Source organism: Hyphomicrobium sp. CS1GBMeth3 (assembly GCF_900117455.1).
In the GTDB taxonomy this organism is placed as follows: domain Bacteria; phylum Pseudomonadota; class Alphaproteobacteria; order Rhizobiales; family Hyphomicrobiaceae; genus Hyphomicrobium_C.
Genome location: NZ_FPHO01000003.1, coordinates 554,566 through 570,995 on the forward strand (window position 1 = coordinate 554,566; position 16,430 = coordinate 570,995).

General features: G+C 64.6%; 17 protein-coding genes. 6 read left to right on the plus strand and 11 right to left on the minus strand.

Translation table 11 applies throughout. The annotated features are described in order from the left end of the window. Positions 1-123: 123 nt before the first annotated feature. The 8 genes from CS1GBM3_RS09870 to coxB all read right to left on the minus strand — a co-directional run bounded on the left by CS1GBM3_RS09870 (position 124) and on the right by coxB (position 7,104). On the minus strand, positions 124-891 hold the full coding sequence (locus CS1GBM3_RS09870; protein WP_083567401.1) for an SURF1 family protein: 768 nt from the start codon (positions 889-891) through the stop codon (positions 124-126). Between the two features lie 2 nt (positions 892-893). Continuing rightward, positions 894-1,286 (minus strand): DUF983 domain-containing protein, encoded by a 393-nt coding sequence (locus CS1GBM3_RS09875; RefSeq protein WP_072395010.1) that lies wholly within the window; start codon positions 1,284-1,286, stop codon positions 894-896. A gap of 84 nt (positions 1,287-1,370) precedes the next feature. Beyond that, positions 1,371-2,330, minus strand: coding sequence for a cytochrome c oxidase subunit 3 (locus tag CS1GBM3_RS09880; RefSeq protein ID WP_072395012.1), 960 nt, complete (start codon positions 2,328-2,330; stop codon positions 1,371-1,373). A gap of 209 nt (positions 2,331-2,539) precedes the next feature. Then, positions 2,540-3,193 (minus strand): cytochrome c oxidase assembly protein, encoded by a 654-nt coding sequence (locus CS1GBM3_RS09885; protein ID WP_072395013.1) that lies wholly within the window; start codon positions 3,191-3,193, stop codon positions 2,540-2,542. A gap of 19 nt (positions 3,194-3,212) precedes the next feature. Further along, positions 3,213-3,386, minus strand: coding sequence for a hypothetical protein (locus CS1GBM3_RS19790; protein WP_171946451.1), 174 nt, complete (start codon positions 3,384-3,386; stop codon positions 3,213-3,215). 11 nt (positions 3,387-3,397) lie between these two features. Then, positions 3,398-4,327, minus strand: a complete 930-nt coding sequence (locus tag CS1GBM3_RS09890) for a heme o synthase (protein WP_072395015.1) — start codon at positions 4,325-4,327, stop codon at positions 3,398-3,400. Positions 4,328-4,481: 154 nt separating this feature from the next. After that, positions 4,482-6,101 (minus strand): cytochrome c oxidase subunit I, encoded by a 1,620-nt coding sequence (gene ctaD / locus CS1GBM3_RS09895; RefSeq protein WP_072395017.1) that lies wholly within the window; start codon positions 6,099-6,101, stop codon positions 4,482-4,484. Positions 6,102-6,189: 88 nt separating this feature from the next. Then, positions 6,190-7,104 carry a cytochrome c oxidase subunit II gene (gene coxB / locus CS1GBM3_RS09900; protein WP_072395019.1) on the minus strand — a complete coding sequence of 305 codons (915 nt, stop codon included), beginning with the start codon at positions 7,102-7,104 and terminating at the stop codon, positions 6,190-6,192. A gap of 582 nt (positions 7,105-7,686) precedes the next feature. Here coxB and CS1GBM3_RS09905 point away from each other — a divergent pair. Then, positions 7,687-8,187, plus strand: coding sequence for an invasion associated locus B family protein (locus CS1GBM3_RS09905; RefSeq protein WP_244534617.1), 501 nt, complete (start codon positions 7,687-7,689; stop codon positions 8,185-8,187). A 91-nt stretch (positions 8,188-8,278) separates the two neighbouring features. Here the strand turns inward: CS1GBM3_RS09905 and CS1GBM3_RS09910 are convergent, their stop codons facing one another. Further along, positions 8,279-8,782 carry a phasin family protein gene (locus CS1GBM3_RS09910; RefSeq protein WP_072395021.1) on the minus strand — a complete coding sequence of 168 codons (504 nt, stop codon included), beginning with the start codon at positions 8,780-8,782 and terminating at the stop codon, positions 8,279-8,281. 277 nt (positions 8,783-9,059) lie between these two features. On the opposite strand from CS1GBM3_RS09910, the gene CS1GBM3_RS09915 reads away from it, so the two are divergent. Next, positions 9,060-11,063 carry a PhoX family protein gene (locus CS1GBM3_RS09915; RefSeq protein WP_072397396.1) on the plus strand — a complete coding sequence of 668 codons (2,004 nt, stop codon included), beginning with the start codon at positions 9,060-9,062 and terminating at the stop codon, positions 11,061-11,063. Between the two features lie 68 nt (positions 11,064-11,131). On the opposite strand, the gene CS1GBM3_RS09920 is transcribed toward CS1GBM3_RS09915, so the two are convergent. Continuing rightward, positions 11,132-11,422 (minus strand): hypothetical protein, encoded by a 291-nt coding sequence (locus tag CS1GBM3_RS09920; protein WP_072395023.1) that lies wholly within the window; start codon positions 11,420-11,422, stop codon positions 11,132-11,134. A 228-nt stretch (positions 11,423-11,650) separates the two neighbouring features. On the opposite strand from CS1GBM3_RS09920, the gene bioB reads away from it, so the two are divergent. From bioB to CS1GBM3_RS09940, 4 genes are read left to right on the plus strand one after another with little or no spacing between them, the layout of a single operon-like run. Further along, on the plus strand, positions 11,651-12,742 hold the full coding sequence (gene bioB / locus CS1GBM3_RS09925) for a biotin synthase BioB (RefSeq protein ID WP_072395024.1): 1,092 nt from the start codon (positions 11,651-11,653) through the stop codon (positions 12,740-12,742). Continuing rightward, the gene (locus tag CS1GBM3_RS09930) at positions 12,715-13,851 is read left to right on the plus strand and encodes an 8-amino-7-oxononanoate synthase (RefSeq protein ID WP_072395026.1); all 1,137 of its coding nucleotides are present in this window, start codon (positions 12,715-12,717) and stop codon (positions 13,849-13,851) included. Before bioB ends, CS1GBM3_RS09930 begins: the two co-directional genes overlap by 28 nt. Beyond that, positions 13,848-14,486, plus strand: a complete 639-nt coding sequence (bioD, locus tag CS1GBM3_RS09935) for a dethiobiotin synthase (RefSeq protein WP_072395028.1) — start codon at positions 13,848-13,850, stop codon at positions 14,484-14,486. Before CS1GBM3_RS09930 ends, bioD begins: the two co-directional genes overlap by 4 nt. After that, positions 14,486-15,745 (plus strand): adenosylmethionine--8-amino-7-oxononanoate transaminase, encoded by a 1,260-nt coding sequence (locus tag CS1GBM3_RS09940; protein WP_072395030.1) that lies wholly within the window; start codon positions 14,486-14,488, stop codon positions 15,743-15,745. The genes bioD and CS1GBM3_RS09940 overlap by 1 nt, the downstream gene beginning before the upstream one ends. Before the next feature lie 6 nt (positions 15,746-15,751). Here the strand turns inward: CS1GBM3_RS09940 and CS1GBM3_RS09945 are convergent, their stop codons facing one another. After that, positions 15,752-16,426, minus strand: coding sequence for a thiopurine S-methyltransferase (locus CS1GBM3_RS09945; protein WP_244534618.1), 675 nt, complete (start codon positions 16,424-16,426; stop codon positions 15,752-15,754). Between the last annotated feature and the right edge of the window lie 4 nt (positions 16,427-16,430).

The window sequence follows — 16,430 nt, forward strand, 5'->3', positions numbered from 1 at the left end:
CCGATTTCCATCGACCAATCGATCACGCGGCCTGGATGTCTTGAGCTGTAAATGGCGACCCGCCGCCAATCAAGCAAAGGCCTTGCCGACGCAGCCGGGTGCGGCGGGAGAAACCCCGAAATATCAGTCGGATTCCGGCCTGAGCCGGGTCCAGGTGAAAGCCCCGAAAACGGCAACCAGCGTCACCGCCAGCCCAAACCAGGTCAGAGCATACTCGAGATGCCGGTTTGGGATGTCGAGCCGCGTCACGCCGCCCTTGGGCCAGCCGCCGGGATTGGCTGGCTCCGCCGCCGCATCGACGAAGAAGGGGAGCACCCTGGCCCGGTCCTGCTCAGAGGCAAGCAACGCCGTCATGCCGCCGAGGTCCCGCCAGTAGAACGTCTTGTGCGCGGCATCCGAAGGAGCGTCGAACCAGCCCTCGACCCCCGGCTTGCGCACGAGCCCCTGCACCCGGACCTCGCCTTCGATCTGACCCGCTGCGCGGCTCGAGGCATCCTTGAGCTGGTCCGGAACGAAGCCGCGATTGACGAACAAGAGCTTGCCGCCGGCGGTCTCGAGTGGCGTGTAGACGTGCCAGCCCATCTCGCTGCCGTGCGTCGCGAATAGGAATCGCTCGTCCTCGTGACGGAAGCGGCCAACCACCGAAACCGGGCGATACTCCTTGGCGGCGAGATCCTTCCAGGCGTCGGCCGGCTCTTCGAGCGGCGCCCGCGCCTTGCCGAGCCCCTCGTTGATCGCAGCGATGAGAGAGTTCTTCCAAGCCAAGCGCTCGACCTGCCAGACGCCGAGCCCGATCAGGATCGGCAAAGCCGCCAGCGTGAAGACACCCGGCCAGATCAGGCTGCGCCACCCACGTTGCCGAGCCTCTTGAGTATGTATCGGATGCGCCATCGTCAGTCTTTGGCCAGCCGGCCTTCTTCGGCCTTGTTGGTCCACTGCAGCGCGATCAGAATCGCCTTGAGGAAGCGCAGCAACGCGAACGCCAGCAGCGGCGTGAGGAGGCCCCACAGCACGACGTGCACCCACACCGGCGGCTCATAGCTGAACTCGACGTAGAGCGCGCCCCCGAGCACCACAAAACCGAGGATCAGGATTGCAAACACGGCCGGCCCGTCGCCCGTATCGATGAACGCGTAGTCGAGCCCACAGTTGCTGCAGTTCTCTTTCAGCATGAGCCCGTTGCGAAACAGCGAGCCGGACCCGCACCTGGGACACCGCGCCAGCGTTCCAGCCACAACCGGATGGACGCCGCGCCCGCTCGGTTCATGTTTCGCGCTGCCAGCCATGGCGGTTCTCCTGGAAAGGGCAAGGGGGCCGGGCTCAAAGTCCCGACCCCCGATCATGACATCAAGGCTGAACGCCCTGCGATCTTAGTGGCCAGCGCCCGCGTTGGCGCCCGCACCCCACACGTAGACGGCTGCGAACAGGAACAGCCAGACGACGTCGACGAAGTGCCAGTACCAGGCCGCGGCCTCGAAGCCGAAGTGCTGCTGCGGCGTGAATGCTCCCCGGATGGCCCGGATCAAGCAGACGAGCAGGAAGATCGTACCGATGATCACGTGCGCGCCATGGAAGCCGGTAGCCATGAAGAAGGCCGAGCCGTACGCATGGCCACCGAAGGTGAACGCAGCATGCGTGTATTCGTAGGCCTGCAGCGCCGTGAACAAGAGGCCCAGAAGGACGGTCGCCAAGAGACCGAGCACGAGACCGCGGCGGTCGTTCTTGAGCAGCGCATGGTGCGCCCACGTCACCGTGCAGCCCGAGAGCAGTAGGACGAGCGTATTGACGAGCGGAAGACCCCAGGGATCGAACGTGCCCTTGAAGAAGCCCTCGGTAGGTGCGCCCGTCGTCGGAATCACAGCGTCCGTCGCCTCGACCGGCACCGGCGGCCATTGCCCGCCGAAGATCTCGTTCCGCTGCACCATGCCGAGCGATTCCTTGACGTTCTCGGGCGTGTAGACGTCAGCGGGGAACAGAGCGAAATCGAAGTAGGCCCAGAACCAGGCCACGAAGAACATCACCTCGGAGGCGATGAACAGAATAATGCCGTAGCGCAGGTGAAGCTGCACGACGGGCGTGTGGTCTCCGCGGTTGGCCTCGATGATCACATCGCGCCACCAGAGCCAGGCGACCGCCACCAGCGCAGCGAAGCCGGCGGCAAACACCCACGGTCCGTGCAGACCAAACAGGCCGGCTGCTCCTTCGCCGAGCGAGCGCATCCAGACGATGGCGCCGATGGCCGATACGAACGCCGCAGCTGAGGCGGCGATGGGCCATGGGCTCGGATCGAGCAGGTGGTAGTCGTGTTGCTTGCCGTGCGCTTGGGCCATAGTCGTCTCCGTAGTCCCCGTTCGTTTTGTTCCCCCGGCTCCGGCGCGAACCGGCCTGCTGTGAAGCTTCGGCCAGCTCGTTCCTCGGCCCGTCGTTCGCCCCGGATGACAGTCCCCCGGGATCTCGGCGGTCCCGTCGCCCCCCGTAAAGGGTTGCGCCGGATCTCAACTCAGATGGCAGCACATCTCGAAGAGAGACGACGCTGCCATCAACCTCCCTGTTGCGTCCCCTGTGCGCCGCTATCCGTGGTCGGCGCCTCGGCTTTGGCACCGCTGCCTTCCACTGGATAGAAAGTGTAGGAGAGCGTGATTTCCTTGATCACCCGTGCGTCCCGATCCTCGATGATCGACGGATCGACGAAGAACGAGACCGGCATGTCGACGCTTTCGCCGGGCGCCAGTGTCTGCTCGGTGAAGCAGAAGCATTCGATCTTGCTGAAGTAAGCCCCCGCGTTGTCAGGCGACACGTTGAAGGTCGCGGTGCCCTTCACGGGCACGTTGGAATTGTTGTGAGCCTTGTAGAAGGCAAGCGTGCTCTCGCCGAGCTTGACCTCGACCGTGCGCTGCTCGGGTTGGAATGTCCACGGAAGGCTGCGAGACACGTTGGCGTCAAAGCGAACGGTGATGGTGTGGTCGAGCACCTTGTCCGGCACCTGATCGGCGCGCATCGGCGTGCCGCCGAACCCCGTGACCTGACAGAAGAGCCGATAGAGCGGCACGGCGGCCCAGGTCGCGGCGCCCATGGTGAGCAGCGCCGTCAGGCAGACAAGCACGACGCCGCGGTTCGAAGCCCGGCGGACAGGGTCCGGCCTGGGCGTCGCGCTCGCCGCCTTGCTCGTCTCGTTCTGAGCGTCTGTTGTCACGTGTGCTCCGGGTTCCCGTCTAGTGGTTGCCGCCAAGTCGAACGATGGTTGCCGCGTAGAACAAGAGAACCAGGAACGCCAGCCCGAGCGCGATGGCAAGCGAGCGCAGGCGCTGCCGCTTCTGGCGGTTTGCTTCCTGGTTCGCGTCGTCTGCCACTCTGGCCTCGCCTTGTTTGACGTCGATATAACTCACGGGCCGCGATCCTATACCAGCTTGAGCGCAAGATGCTCGCCGAGGATCACGGCGAAGAGCAGGAACAAGTACAGGATCGAGAAGCCAAACAGTTGCTTGGCCGCATGATCGGCCGCACGCCCTTCGCGGATCCGCCACACCTTGACGGCGAAGTGCAGGAAGACGAGTCCGAGGGCCACCGAGGCCACCGCATAGACGATCCCGCCCAGGCCGATGAAGTACGGCACCACCGCCAGCGGCACAAGTACGAGCGAGTAGAGCAGGATCTGTCGACGCGTCTCGTCAGGCCCGGCAACGACCGGCAGCATCGGCACGCCGACGCGCTCGTAGTCGCGCGAGCGATAGAGCGCCAACGCCCAGAAATGCGGCGGCGTCCACATGAAGATGATGAGGAACAGAAGCACGCTTTCGATGGTCACCGTGCCCGTCACGGCCGCCCAGCCGATCATTGGCGGGAACGAGCCGGCAGCACCGCCGATGACGATGTTCTGAGGCGTCCGGCGCTTGAGCCACATGGTGTAGAAGAAGACGTAATAGGCAATGGTCAGCGCCAGAAGCGCGCCCGCCACCCAGTTGATCAACACGCCAAGCGTCAGAACCGACACCACGGACAGCACGGTCCCGAAGGCGAGTGCCTCGTCGGGGGTCACGCGGCCGCGCGGGATGGGCCGGGCCGCCGTCCGCGCCATGCGCGCGTCGATGTCGGCGTCGTACCACATATTGAGAGCGCCCGAAGCACCGGCGCCGACGGCAATGCAGAGAATAGCGATGATCGCGAGCACGGGATGCAGCGTGCCCGGAGCAGCAAAGAGACCGGCAAGAGAGGTGAACACCACGAGCGACATCACCCGCGGCTTCATCAACTCAATGAAATCGCCGACCGACGGCTCCGCCGTCGTGGCAGAGCGGGCAAGCGCGCTCTCGGCTATCAGTCCACTCATCGTCTCCAATCCTCCCGCCGCGGGTAGACCCCGCTCATTGAGGCGCGCAATTCTGTGTTGCGGCCTGAGGGTGGGCGGTGGGCACGGTTAGTGCCCACCGCCGCTCGGATCAAAAAAGCCCGCGGCGAGGCTTCCGTCCCCGCCGCGCGGCCCATTAGTGGTGCGAGCTCGCCGAGATACGCGGCAGCGTCTCGAACGAGTGGAACGGCGGCGGCGACGACAGCGTCCACTCGAGCGTCGTTGCGCTCGGACCCCACGGATTGTCGCCGGCAGGCACCTTGCGGGCCAGAGCCACGAACACACCGATGAAGAAGAACAGCGTACCGACGGCCGTCATGTACGAGCCGATCGACGACACGTAGTTCCAGAACGCGAAGGCATCCGGATAATCAACGTAGCGGCGCGGCATGCCGGCAAGGCCCAGGAAGTGCTGCGGGAAGAACAGCACGTTGGCCCCGACGAACGTGGTCCAGAAGTGGAGCTTGCCCCAGAAGTCTGAGTACATGTAGCCGCTCATCTTCGGGAACCAGTAGTAGAAGCCCGCGAAGATCGAGAACACGGCGCCGAGCGACAGCACGTAGTGGAAGTGCGCCACGACGTAATAGGTATCGTGCAGCGCGCGGTCGACGCCGGCGTTCGCCAGCATGACGCCCGTGACGCCGCCGACCGTGAACAGGAAGATGAAGCCAAGCGCCCAGATCATCGGCAGCTTGAACTGGATCGACCCGCCCCACATCGTGGCAATCCACGAGAAGATCTTCACACCCGTCGGCACCGCGATGACCATGGTCGCGAACACGAAGTAGGCCTGCGTGTTGACCGTGATGCCTGCCGCATACATGTGGTGCGCCCACACGACGAAGCCGACGAGGCCGATGGCGAGCATGGCGTAGGCCATGCCGAGATAGCCGAACACGGGCTTGCGCGAGAAGGTCGACACGATGTGGCTGATCATGCCGAAGCCCGGCAGGATGAGGATGTAGACCTCGGGGTGGCCGAAGAACCAGAACAGATGCTGGTAGAGGATCGGGTCACCACCGCCCGCCGGCGCGAAGAAGGTCGTGCCGAAGTTGCGGTCCGTCAGCAGCATGGTGATCGCGCCAGCCAGGACCGGCAGCGAGAGCAGCAGCAGGAACGCCGTGATCAGCACCGCCCACACGAACAGCGGCATCTTGTGCAGCGTCATGCCGGGTGCACGCATATTGAAGATGGTGGTGATGAAGTTGATGGCGCCGAGGATCGACGATGCGCCCGCCACGTGCAGCGCGAGGATCGCGAAGTCCATCGCCGGGCCCGGATGGCCCGAGGTCGAAAGCGGAGCATAGATCGTCCAGCCCGCACCCACGCCGTTCATGCCCGACGGCCCTTCGACGAACATCGAGATGAGCAACAGCCCGAGCGCTGCGGGGAGCAGCCAGAACGAGATGTTGTTCATGCGCGGGAACGCCATGTCCGGCGCGCCGATCATGAGCGGCACGAACCAGTTGCCGAACCCGCCCATGGTTGCGGGCATGACCATGAAGAATACCATGATCAGCCCGTGGCCGGTGACGAACACGTTAAACATGTGCGGGTTGGAGAAATACTGCATGCCGGGCTCTGCGAGCTCGAGGCGCATGGCCACCGACAAGCCGCCGCCGATGATGCCCGCGATCATCGCGAAGATGAGGTACATCGTCCCGATGTCTTTGTGGTTGGTCGAGAACAGCCAGCGACGCAATCCCGTAGGAGCGTGGTCGTGATCGTGGCCGGCGTGTGCTGTGGTGCTACCCATTTTGCGAACCCTTGTTGTCCTGGGTGTTTCCGTTCCTTGGCTTCAAAGGGCGGGCGACCATCCGAAGAGGCGCCCTGCCCCGTGCATCTCAACGCGTGCCGGAGGCTGCGCTCTCGGCGACGGTTCTGACGCCGGCCTGCTCGAGAGCCACTTTGTCGAGAATTTCGCGCGCCTTCTTGCGGTCCTTGGCCTGCATGGCGCCGGCCCACTCGTTGAACACCTGCTCGGACACGACGCGAACGCCAATCGGCATGAACGCGTGGTTGAGGCCGCAAAGCTCAGAGCACTGACCGTAGAAGATGCCCTCCTTCTGGGCCTGGAACCAAGTCGAGGTGATGCGGCCCGGAACGGCGTCGACCTTCGAGGCGAACGACGGCACGGTCCAGTTGTGGATCACGTCGTTCGAGGTCACGAGCATGTGCACGACCTTATTGACCGGCACGACGATCTCGTTGTCGACGGAAAGCAGACGCGGCGACGGAATGCCCTTGGCCTCGCGCTCCGCCACCTCTTCGTCGGTCAGCATGTTGGAGGTAATATTGAAGTTGCCCTGATCCGGATATTCGTGCTCCCAGAACCAGGAGTTCGCGATGGCTTTGATTGTGAGATCGGGCTTCGGATAAGTGTATTGATTCATCAGGAGCTTAAACGACGGGATCGCGATCACGACCAGGACCAGGATCGGCACCACCGTCCAGGCAACCTCAAGGAGCGTGTGGTGGGTCGTGGTGCTGGGAGTCGGGTTCTTCTTCTCGTTGAAACGGACCATCACGTAGATCATCAGGATCAGCACGAAGAGCGCGATCGCAATGATGATGGTGTTCGTCAGGTTGTAGAAGGCGTGCAGCTCATGCGCGATCGGCGTTGCGGCTTCCTGCAGGCCCATCTGCTTAGGAGCTGGCTGTCCCAGTCCATTTGCAGCAAGATTCCCCGGCAGAGCGAGCAGGGCAACGAGCCCGGCCAGCGCCATCCGAGGCATGCGTGTGAGAGTCCAATTCAGCATTAATCCGCTCCCCGAGTTCCGCTTTCCGGCAACGACGCCGGACATCTCCCTGATTTCGGTCGTTTGATCTTGCCGATCATTCCTGTCGGCGTCACCGCCGGACGGGCAGGAGCCATCCGTAACCGCGCATTCCCGGCACGCAGCACCGTTGCGTGCGCGCAGTTGCGGCGGAGTCCCCCAAACCGACACACAGCACAATCGTCAAACTTAGCTCAAGTCAAGTTTTCTGCGTCATAACTACGCGTTGAGACTACCGACGTACCCAAAACCTCGTTGTGCATCGCAGCATCTCGTCGCCGCAAGCTGCGTCGCTCAAACGTCACGCCACGGTGCGTAATCGGAGCATTGTCGTGCGGGCTCCCCACTTTAGCCTTTTTCCTCGTCGAGACGAGCAGAGTGCGCTAGATGCGCGCCCGCAAGCGGTCTGCTGGCGCCTTCGACCGCAACTATGGGGATCTTCCAAGCGACATGGCACCTCTCTTCGGTCTTTGGGCACGGCTCGCTGGGACTCTCCGGCGCCGCGCACCACGGCCCTTGTGCGCTGCATTGGCGCTGACAATAACGGGACTTGCGAGCACGGGTTTGAGCGATTCCCGTTCAGCGTTCGCGCAAGCACCCCAGGAAACGAGACAGGCCGCGCTGGAGCAGCAATTCGGCGGTGAGGTCAAAGGCCAGTATGGCGACTGGCAGTACGTCTGTAAGCCGCCGCCCCCCGGAGCCAAGAACCAAGCCTGCGCACTGGTGCAGAGCGTCACCGCCGAGGACCGCGCCAACGTCGGCCTGACCATCTATTTCCAGAAGTTCTCGAACGGCACGAAAGTGCTGCGCGTGTTCGCGCCGGTCGGCGTTCTACTGCCACCCGGCATCGGCCTCAAAGTCGATGGCGCCGACATCGGACACGCCCCGTTCCTGCGCTGCCACACCTTCGCCTGCTACGCCCAGGTAACGGTTGAGGACAAGCTGCTCGAGCAGTTCAAGACCGGCAAGACGGCCATCTTCATCATCTTCCAGACCGAGGAAGCTGGCATCGGCATCCCGATATCGCTCGCGGGCTTCGGCGACGGCCTCACAGCGTTGAACTGAGCGCGTGATGAACCGCGCATAGCAAAAAACGCCCGGGCCGGTTGGCCACGGGCGTTGTTGAGTGCCACGCGAGCGAGCTTGCCGTGTTCGATCAGGCCACGCGGCGCTGTCGTCCACCCGTTTCCTGCCGCGTCTCGCGCGCGTCGGCCTCGCGGCTGGCCGTCCCGTTGAAGTTAATGTAGTCGCGCTGCGCAGCAGCCGTCCGCCCGTTGATGCCGACGTCGGGCGACGCCCAAGCCTCGAAGATCTTGCGATAGCTGTCGGAGTACTGCTCTGCAGCCGTGCGCCAGAACGCCATCTGCTCGTTGACGAGGTCATGCGGCGTACGGCAGTGCGCGAGCCGGCCGGGCGCTTGCATATACGCCTGCGCCCGCCGATTGATGAGCCCGAGCCACTCCAGTTGCGAGCGGGCCGCGGCCTTCATCGGGCCCGACAAGCGTTGCGTGAAGTCCTGCGGAGCGGCCTCCCCGGAAAGGGGGTTCGCGATTCCGTACGCACGGCCGAAGCTTTCAAAAGCGTTCGCATACGTCTGAAACAACGGCCCGAAGGGGCCGAAGGCTTTGGAATCGAATTCCGGCTGGTAGCCCGTTCCCATGGGTTCAACTCCCTGACGCTTGGATCCGGCTCACCGGCCGGATCTCATGTTACTTATTTCAGCGTAGGCACGACATGCTGAGAAAGCAATTGATCAAGAACAAATCGATATAAAGAAGACCATAAAGAAAAGTTGATAAGTATCTCGCGTTCAGTACTACGTCAGGACTGACGCAAGTCGGAACGCAATTTCCATCGCTTGCAGGAGCCAGTGTCATAAGCAGGCGAATGAGGCTGGCTAACAAACCGTCATGGACAGTGTTTCCAAGGACCGTTCCATGCCGCACCCCACGCTTCCCTCCTCCGTCGCCTTCGAAGAAGCCGAGAACACCGGCTCAAACACGACCGACAACCCGACGCTCGGTGATCTGGTCGCCGCGCGGCTGTCACGGCGCGACCTGATCCGCGGCATGGTCGCAGTGTCGGTCGCAGCCGAGGTCCTGTGGCCTGAAGCGTTGAAGGCAGCTGAGGCTGCGCAGAAAGCCCCGGCCGCGACGGCGACGTTCGATTTCCCGGAGCTCACCGTCGCCCCGGGTTCCGAGACCCACCACGTCGCCGAAGGCTATGACGCCGACATTCTGATCCGCTGGGGAGACGCTGTGCTGCCAGGCGCCGAGCGCTTCGAGCCTGGGCGTCCCAATGCCGCCGCTCAAACGCGCCAGTTCGGCTACAACAACGATTTCCTGGGCTTCATTCCACTCGATGGCCGCGCCGACCACGGCCTGCTCGTGGTCAATCACGAGTACACCAACGGCGAGTTGATGTTTCCGGGTCTGACGCCGCGCAGCGACAAGAACGCGAACTTCTCAGCCGTGACGCGCGAGATCGTCGACGCCGAGATGATGGCGCACGGCGGCTCTGTGCTCGAAGTCCGTCGCGAAAACGGCAAATGGCGCCTCGTTCCGGATTCGAAATACGCCCGCCGCATCACAGCCGAGACCGAAATGCACGTCTCTGGCCCGGCTGCCGGACATGAGCGTATGAAGACGTCGGCCGATCCCACCGGCACCCGCGTGCACGGCATGCTGAACAACTGCGCCGGCGGCATCACGCCCTGGGGCACGTGGCTCACCTGCGAGGAGAACTTCAACGGCTACTTCTGGAGCAAGGCCGCCGCCGAGCCGCTAACGACAGAAGCTCGCGCGCTGCGCCGCTACGGCGCCCCGGCGGAATGGTACGCCTGGGGCCGCTTTCACGACCGCTTCGATACGCTGAAGGAGCCCAACGAGCCCAATCGCTTCGGCTGGGTGGTCGAGATCGACCCGTTCGATCCCACCTCGACACCGGTCAAGCGCACCGCCCTCGGCCGCTTCAAGCACGAGGGTGCCGGCAACGTCGTGAACAGCGACGGCCGCTTCGTCATCTACCAGGGCGACGACGAGGCCTTCGACTACGTCTATCGCTTCGTGACAGACGGCAAGGTCGATCCCGAGAACCATGCCGCCAACAAAGACCTGCTCGACAACGGCGTGCTTTCGGTCGCACGCTTCCATGCCGACGGCACGGGCCAATGGTTGCCCCTTATCCACGGCCACCCGAATAACGACGGCCAGGTCTGGCTCACGGAAGCCAACGGTTTCCGTGATCAGGGCGAGGTGCTGATCCACACCCGCCTCGCCGCCGATCTTCTCGGCGCCACCCGCATGGATCGTCCCGAGGATATCGACGTCAATCCGCGCACCGGAAAGGTCTACCTGGCGCTGACCAACAATACCAAGCGCAAGAACGACCGGACCGACGCCGCCAATCCGCGCGCCAGCAACGCCTTCGGCCACATCATCGAGATCGTGCCCGACGGCGGCGACCACGCCGCCGATACCTTTATCTGGAACATCCTGATCAAGTGCGGCTCCCCCGCCATTGCCGAGGTCGGCGCCACGTTCAATCCGGCAACCACCGACAACGGCTGGTTCGGCATGCCCGACAACTTCGCAGTCGACGCCGATGGTCGCCTGTGGGTGTCGACGGATGGAAATTCGGCACGCAAGACCGGGCGCACCGACGGCATATGGGCCGTCGAGACGGAAGGCCCGCAACGCGGAACCTCACGCTGCTTCTTTCAGGTGCCTGTGGGAGCGGAGATGTGCGGCCCGTGCTTCACGCCGGACCTCGAGACATTCTTCGTCGCCGTCCAGCATCCGGGAGAGACGGAGATCGGCGGCGACGTCATCTCGACATTCGCGGCCCCGACCACGCGCTGGCCGGATTTCCAGGACGGCGTACCGCCACGGCCCGCCATCGTCGCTATCACGCGACGCGGCGGCGGAAAGATCGCGGGTTAGGCTCCCACTCAGATAAAGGGTCGGGCATCCGCCTCCCTCGGATACCCGACCCTACGCCTTTGACTGTCTCATGCCGCGAACTTGGACTTGAGGAAGCCGAGCACGAGCGCCGTGATCGCACCGCTGACGCCGCCGGTAGCAAAGCCCGAGAGCACAGCGTTGATGTCGAGTCCGGACGTGGCAGCCGCCGTGCCGAGCCCCAGAAGCGGGCCGAGCAGTTGACCGCCGATGCCGCCACCCAGCGCACCGGCAATGGTGTTGCCGAGCGTACCGAGCGCGTCGTTCTTGGTCGCAGCCGCTGCGGCGTTGCCGCCGATCGCACCGCTGACCGCTTGGATGAGAAGTGATGTCAGGTCCATCGTAGTCTCCCCAAATAGTTCGATTTTTAAGCCGTTCATCGACGCAAATCGAACGAGCACTGAAGAGCCTTGACTATGTCCAGGGGAAGCGCAACCCCCGATTGGACCTATATGGTTGACAATTCACATACCGAGGGCTGGTCGAGGGCCGGAGGCGGACAAATTGAACCTTGCAGTCCCGTCCCTCCGCGGTGCAAACATCGTCCCGAAGCAACGGAGAGATCCTCGATGAACGTGCACGTCGTCCCGACGCCCGCCGCGGACCAGGTCCGCCACGACTGGACCCGCGCCGAGGCCCAAGCCATTCACGACCTGCCGTTCAACGACCTCCTGTTCCGGGCCGCCAGCGTCCAGCGCCGCCACTTTGACCCCAACAAGGTGCAACTCGCCCGCCTGCTCTCGATCAAGACCGGCGGCTGCGCCGAGGATTGCGGCTACTGCAGCCAGTCCGCCCACCACGCCGCCGGCACCGGCCTCAAGGCATCGAAGCTGATGGAGGTCGAGCGCGTCCTCTCCGAGGCGCGCAAGGCCAAGGCCCAGGGCGCCACGCGCTACTGCATGGGCGCCGCCTGGCGCTCGCCGAAATCGCGCGACATGGAAACGGTCGTCGCCATGGTCGAGGGCGTGAAGGCGCTCGGCATGGAAACCTGCATGACGCTCGGCATGCTCTCCGACGACGACGTCGTGATGCTGAAGGATGCAGGCCTCGACTACTACAATCACAACATTGACACCTCCGAGCGCTACTACTCTGAGATAATCAAGACTCGCACCTTCGCCGACCGCCTGGATACGCTGGCGCGCGTGCGTGAAGCCGGCATTAAGGTCTGCTCGGGTGGCATAATCGGCCTGGGCGAAACCGACGACGACCGCATCGACATGCTGGTGACGCTCGCCAACCTCGACGAGCATCCTGAAAGCGTGCCGATCAACATGCTGATCCCGATCCCCGGTACGCCGCTCGAGAACCGCCAGAAGGTCGACCCGATCGCCTTTGTGCGCGTCATCGCGCTCGCCCGCATCATGATGCCGAAATCCTTCGTGCGCCTCTCCGCCGGCCGCACCGAGATGAGCGACGAGATGCAGGCCATGTGCTTCTTCGCCGGCGCCAACTCGATCTTCTGTGGCGACACGCTGCTGACGGCCGACAACCCCGGCGAGGACAAGGATCAAGTGCTGTTCGGCAAGCTCGGCATCGAGCCGATGGCGCTCGAGGGCAGCCAGGACGGGGCGACAGCGGATATAGAGACCGACGCAGAGCACGCCGGCTGCGGCTGCAGCGGACACACGTCATGTCAGACAGCCACGAGCGGGCGCTGAAGGCGCTTGAGCGTCGCGGACGGCTGCGCGCGCTTCAGCCCCGCAGCGGCATCGACTTTTCCTCGAACGACTACCTTGGGCTTGCGGCATCGTCGGAGCTGACCGACGCCGTGGCGCGCGCACTCGACCGCGGCGTCGCCGTCGGAGCCGGTGGCTCGCGCCTCCTGCGCGGCAACGATCCCGAGCACGAGGCCCTCGAGACGGAAGCGGCGGATTTCTTCGGCACCGAGAGTTGCCTTTACCTCGGCGGCGGCTTTCTAGCGAACTACGCGCTCTTTGCGACGCTCCCCGCGCGCGGCGATCTCGTCGTCCACGATGCCCTGATCCACGCCTCGACCATCGACGGCATGCGGGCCGGCAAAGCCAGCATCGCCGAGGCTGCACACAACGACGCCCTGAGCTTCGACGACGCCATCACGCGCTGGCGCTCGGCCGGAGGCGTCGGCCGACCCTGGATCGCGGTCGAAAGCCTCTACTCGATGGACGGCGACACGGCCCCGCTCGACGACCTGATCACGGTCGTCCGCCGCCATGACGGCTATCTCGTCGTCGACGAAGCGCACGCGACCGGCGTGCTCGGCCCGGACGGACGCGGCCTTGCGCATGCGCTCGAAGGCTCAGCCGACGTGATCTCGCTGCACACCTGCGGCAAGGCCCTCGGCGCCAGCGGCGCGCTGATCCTCGCCCCGCGCCTGCTCCGCGACTACCTCATCAATCGTGCGCGGCCCTTCATCTACGCGACCGCACCCTCGCCGCTGATGGCAGCAGCCGTGCGCGCCGCCCTCGACATCGTCCGGCGCGATGAAGCCGGCCGGCGGGCACGCCTCGCCAGCCTCGTCGCATTCGCGGGTCGCGAGCTCGAGCGACGCTGCGGGATCGCGCCCACCGGCTCGCACATCCAGCCCGTGATCCTCGGCGCCGATGCTCGCGCCCTATCGGTCGCGCAGGCGCTGGTAGCGGAAGGCTTCGATGTCCGCACCGTGCGTCCACCCACCGTGCCGGAAGGTACGGCGCGCCTGCGCATCTCGTTGACGCTGAATGCGGGCGAGGACGCCACCGCGCGCCTGCTCGACACGCTGGCAGCCGTGCTCCCGCAGGTGCCGGCATGACGCGTCACCGAACGCAGGGCATCGTCGTCACGGGCACGGATACCGACGTCGGCAAGACAGTCTTCGCGGCGGCGCTCGCCGACGCGCTTGGCGCCACCTACTGGAAGCCGATCCAATCCGGCCTGGAAGACGGCGGCGACAGCGCGCGCGTGCGCGAGCTGAGCGGCCTGCCGCCGGATCGCATCCACCCGGAGGCCTACCGGCTCAAACTGCCGGCCTCGCCCCATCGCGCCGCCGAGGCCGAAGGCCGCGAGATCAGCCTCGCCCAACTTGCGCTACCCGACATCGACGGCCCGCTCGTGATCGAAGGTGCGGGCGGCCTCATGGTGCCCGTCAACCGGCAGACGCTGATGATCGACGTCTTCTCCGCCTGGCGCCTGCCCGTCGTCCTCGTGGCACGCACGAGCCTCGGCACCATCAACCACAGCCTGCTCTCGATCGAAGCCTTGAATGGCCGCAACATCCCGATCCTCGGCATCGCCTTCGTCGGCGATGAGGTGCCGGACAGCGAGCGCACCATCGTCGACATGGGCAACGCGCGCCGCCTCGGCCGCCTGCCGCGCATCGCCCCGCTCACGCGCGACAACCTGGCCTCAGCCTTCGCCGAGCATTTCCGTCTTGAGGACTTCCGTTGATGGCGCGCAACACGGTCTGGCACCCTTTTACCCAGCATGCCCTCGAGCCGGCCCCCATGCGCATCTCCCGCGCCAAAGGCGCCTGGCTGGAACAGCCCGATAACCGCCGCATCCTCGATGCCATCTCATCGTGGTGGGTCATCACTCACGGCCACCGCTACACGCCGATCGTAGAAGCCGTCCACAAGCAAATCGACCGCCTGGACCAGGTGATCTTCGCGGGCTGCACGCATGAGCCGGCCGAACGGCTTGCCGACAAACTGATCGAAATGGCGCCACGCGGCCTCGCCCACGTCTTCTATTCCGACAGCGGCTCGACGTCGGTCGAGGTGGCGTTGAAGATGGCGCTCGGCTATTGGCGCAACATCGGCGCGCCGCGCACCCGCATCGCCGCATTCGAGCACGGCTATCACGGCGACACCATCGGCACCATGTCGGCCGGCGCACGCGGCGTTTTCAACGCCGCCTACGAGCCGCTCCTGTTCGATGTCGTGCGCATCCCGTTCCCGCACGCCGGCCGCGGGCAGGAAACCCTCGACGCGCTCGACGCCGCCTGCCGCGAGGAGCCTCTCGCCGCGCTGATCGTCGAGCCGTTGATCGCGGGCGCCGGTGGCATGCTGATCTACACCGCCGAAACGCTGGCCGAGATGAAACGCATTTGCGAGCGTCACGGTGCACTCTTCATCGCCGACGAGGTCATGACCGGCTGGGGCCGCACCGGAACGCTCTTCGCCTGCCAGCAGGCCAAGATCACGCCCGATATCCTCTGCCTCGCCAAGGGCCTGACCGGCGGCGTCCTACCGCTCGCAGCGACACTCGCCACCGAACGCATCTTCGATGCCCACTATTCCGAGGACCGCGCGCGCACGTTTTTCCATTCGTCGAGCTTCACGGCGAACCCGGTCTGCTGCGCGGCAGCCCTCGCCAATCTCGAGGTCTGGGAGAACGAGCCCGTCTTAAAGCGCATCGGCGCGCTCGCCGAGCATCAAGACAAACAGATCCGGACCTTTGAAGCCGACGATCGTTTCGAGAACCCGCGCCGCCTCGGCACCATCACCGCCGTCGACCTCAAGGTTGCCGATGCCGGCTATCTGGCCTCCGCAGGCATCGCGCTGCGCACGCACTTTCTCGCTCATGGCGTGCTGCTGCGACCGCTCGGCAATACGATCTACGTCATGCCGCCCTACTGCACGACGGCGGCCGACTTGTCGCTTGTCTACGAGACCATCCGCTCCGCACCGGATATCGTCGCGTTGTAGAGAAGCTCAGGCCTTGCGCCTCAGCACATACGCCGTCTCCTCGAGCGACGTCACGCCGCGCGCCTTGAGGTTCGGGCTTTGCGCCAGCCCGTCCCGATTCTCCAGAACGTCGATATCGTACACGTCACCGAACATCTCTGCGACGTTCATGAGAGGCGTCGAGAACGGCGGCCCCGGAATCTGCCCCACCGGATAGGCGAGCGAGATGAGCAGAATCTGAACCCGCTCCGACAGAGCCTCGACGAGCTTCGCCGCATAACGCCCCTGCAACGACCGCGGAAAAGCAACCAGCGCCGCGCGGTCGTAGACGGCGGCCACCTCACTCAAGAGATCCGCCGTGAGATCGAACACGTCCCCGCACCAGATCGAGATCGGACCTGCCGAGCGCACGACAAAGCGGCCTTCGGTATGCGTGTCCGCCTCGATGCCCTGTTCGCGGAAAAAGTCGTCGACCGCGAGCGGCGAAAGCTCGACGCCAATCACGCGGTAGCCCTGCGCCGCGAGCCAAACCATGTCAAAGCTCTTGCCGCAAAGTGGCACGAGCACGGTGCTCCCCGGCGCGAGCCCGAGCGAAGGCCAGTGCTTGACCAGGAGGTCATTGCCCTCGGGTTGATGAAAGCCGATTTCGCCTCTCTGCCAGCGCTCGATCCAGAAATCAGGCGTCGAAACATCGTTGTCCAACGGT

What these genes read in the sequence shown, in the direction of transcription:
- CS1GBM3_RS09870 (WP_083567401.1), bottom strand. Translation starts at nt 891, where the DNA reads ATGGCGCATCCGATACATACTCAAGAGGCTCGGCAACGTGGGTGGCGC.
- CS1GBM3_RS09875 (WP_072395010.1), bottom strand. Translation starts at nt 1,286, where the DNA reads ATGGCTGGCAGCGCGAAACATGAACCGAGCGGGCGCGGCGTCCATCCG.
- CS1GBM3_RS09880 (WP_072395012.1), bottom strand. Translation starts at nt 2,330, where the DNA reads ATGGCCCAAGCGCACGGCAAGCAACACGACTACCACCTGCTCGATCCG.
- CS1GBM3_RS09890 (WP_072395015.1), bottom strand. Translation starts at nt 4,327, where the DNA reads ATGAGTGGACTGATAGCCGAGAGCGCGCTTGCCCGCTCTGCCACGACG.
- ctaD (WP_072395017.1), bottom strand. Translation starts at nt 6,101, where the DNA reads ATGGGTAGCACCACAGCACACGCCGGCCACGATCACGACCACGCTCCT.
- coxB (WP_072395019.1), bottom strand. Translation starts at nt 7,104, where the DNA reads ATGCTGAATTGGACTCTCACACGCATGCCTCGGATGGCGCTGGCCGGG.
- CS1GBM3_RS09910 (WP_072395021.1), bottom strand. Translation starts at nt 8,782, where the DNA reads ATGGGAACGGGCTACCAGCCGGAATTCGATTCCAAAGCCTTCGGCCCC.
- CS1GBM3_RS09915 (WP_072397396.1), top strand. Translation starts at nt 9,060, where the DNA reads ATGCCGCACCCCACGCTTCCCTCCTCCGTCGCCTTCGAAGAAGCCGAG.
- CS1GBM3_RS09920 (WP_072395023.1), bottom strand. Translation starts at nt 11,422, where the DNA reads ATGGACCTGACATCACTTCTCATCCAAGCGGTCAGCGGTGCGATCGGC.
- bioB (WP_072395024.1), top strand. Translation starts at nt 11,651, where the DNA reads ATGAACGTGCACGTCGTCCCGACGCCCGCCGCGGACCAGGTCCGCCAC.
- CS1GBM3_RS09930 (WP_072395026.1), top strand. Translation starts at nt 12,715, where the DNA reads ATGTCAGACAGCCACGAGCGGGCGCTGAAGGCGCTTGAGCGTCGCGGA.
- bioD (WP_072395028.1), top strand. Translation starts at nt 13,848, where the DNA reads ATGACGCGTCACCGAACGCAGGGCATCGTCGTCACGGGCACGGATACC.
- CS1GBM3_RS09940 (WP_072395030.1), top strand. Translation starts at nt 14,486, where the DNA reads ATGGCGCGCAACACGGTCTGGCACCCTTTTACCCAGCATGCCCTCGAG.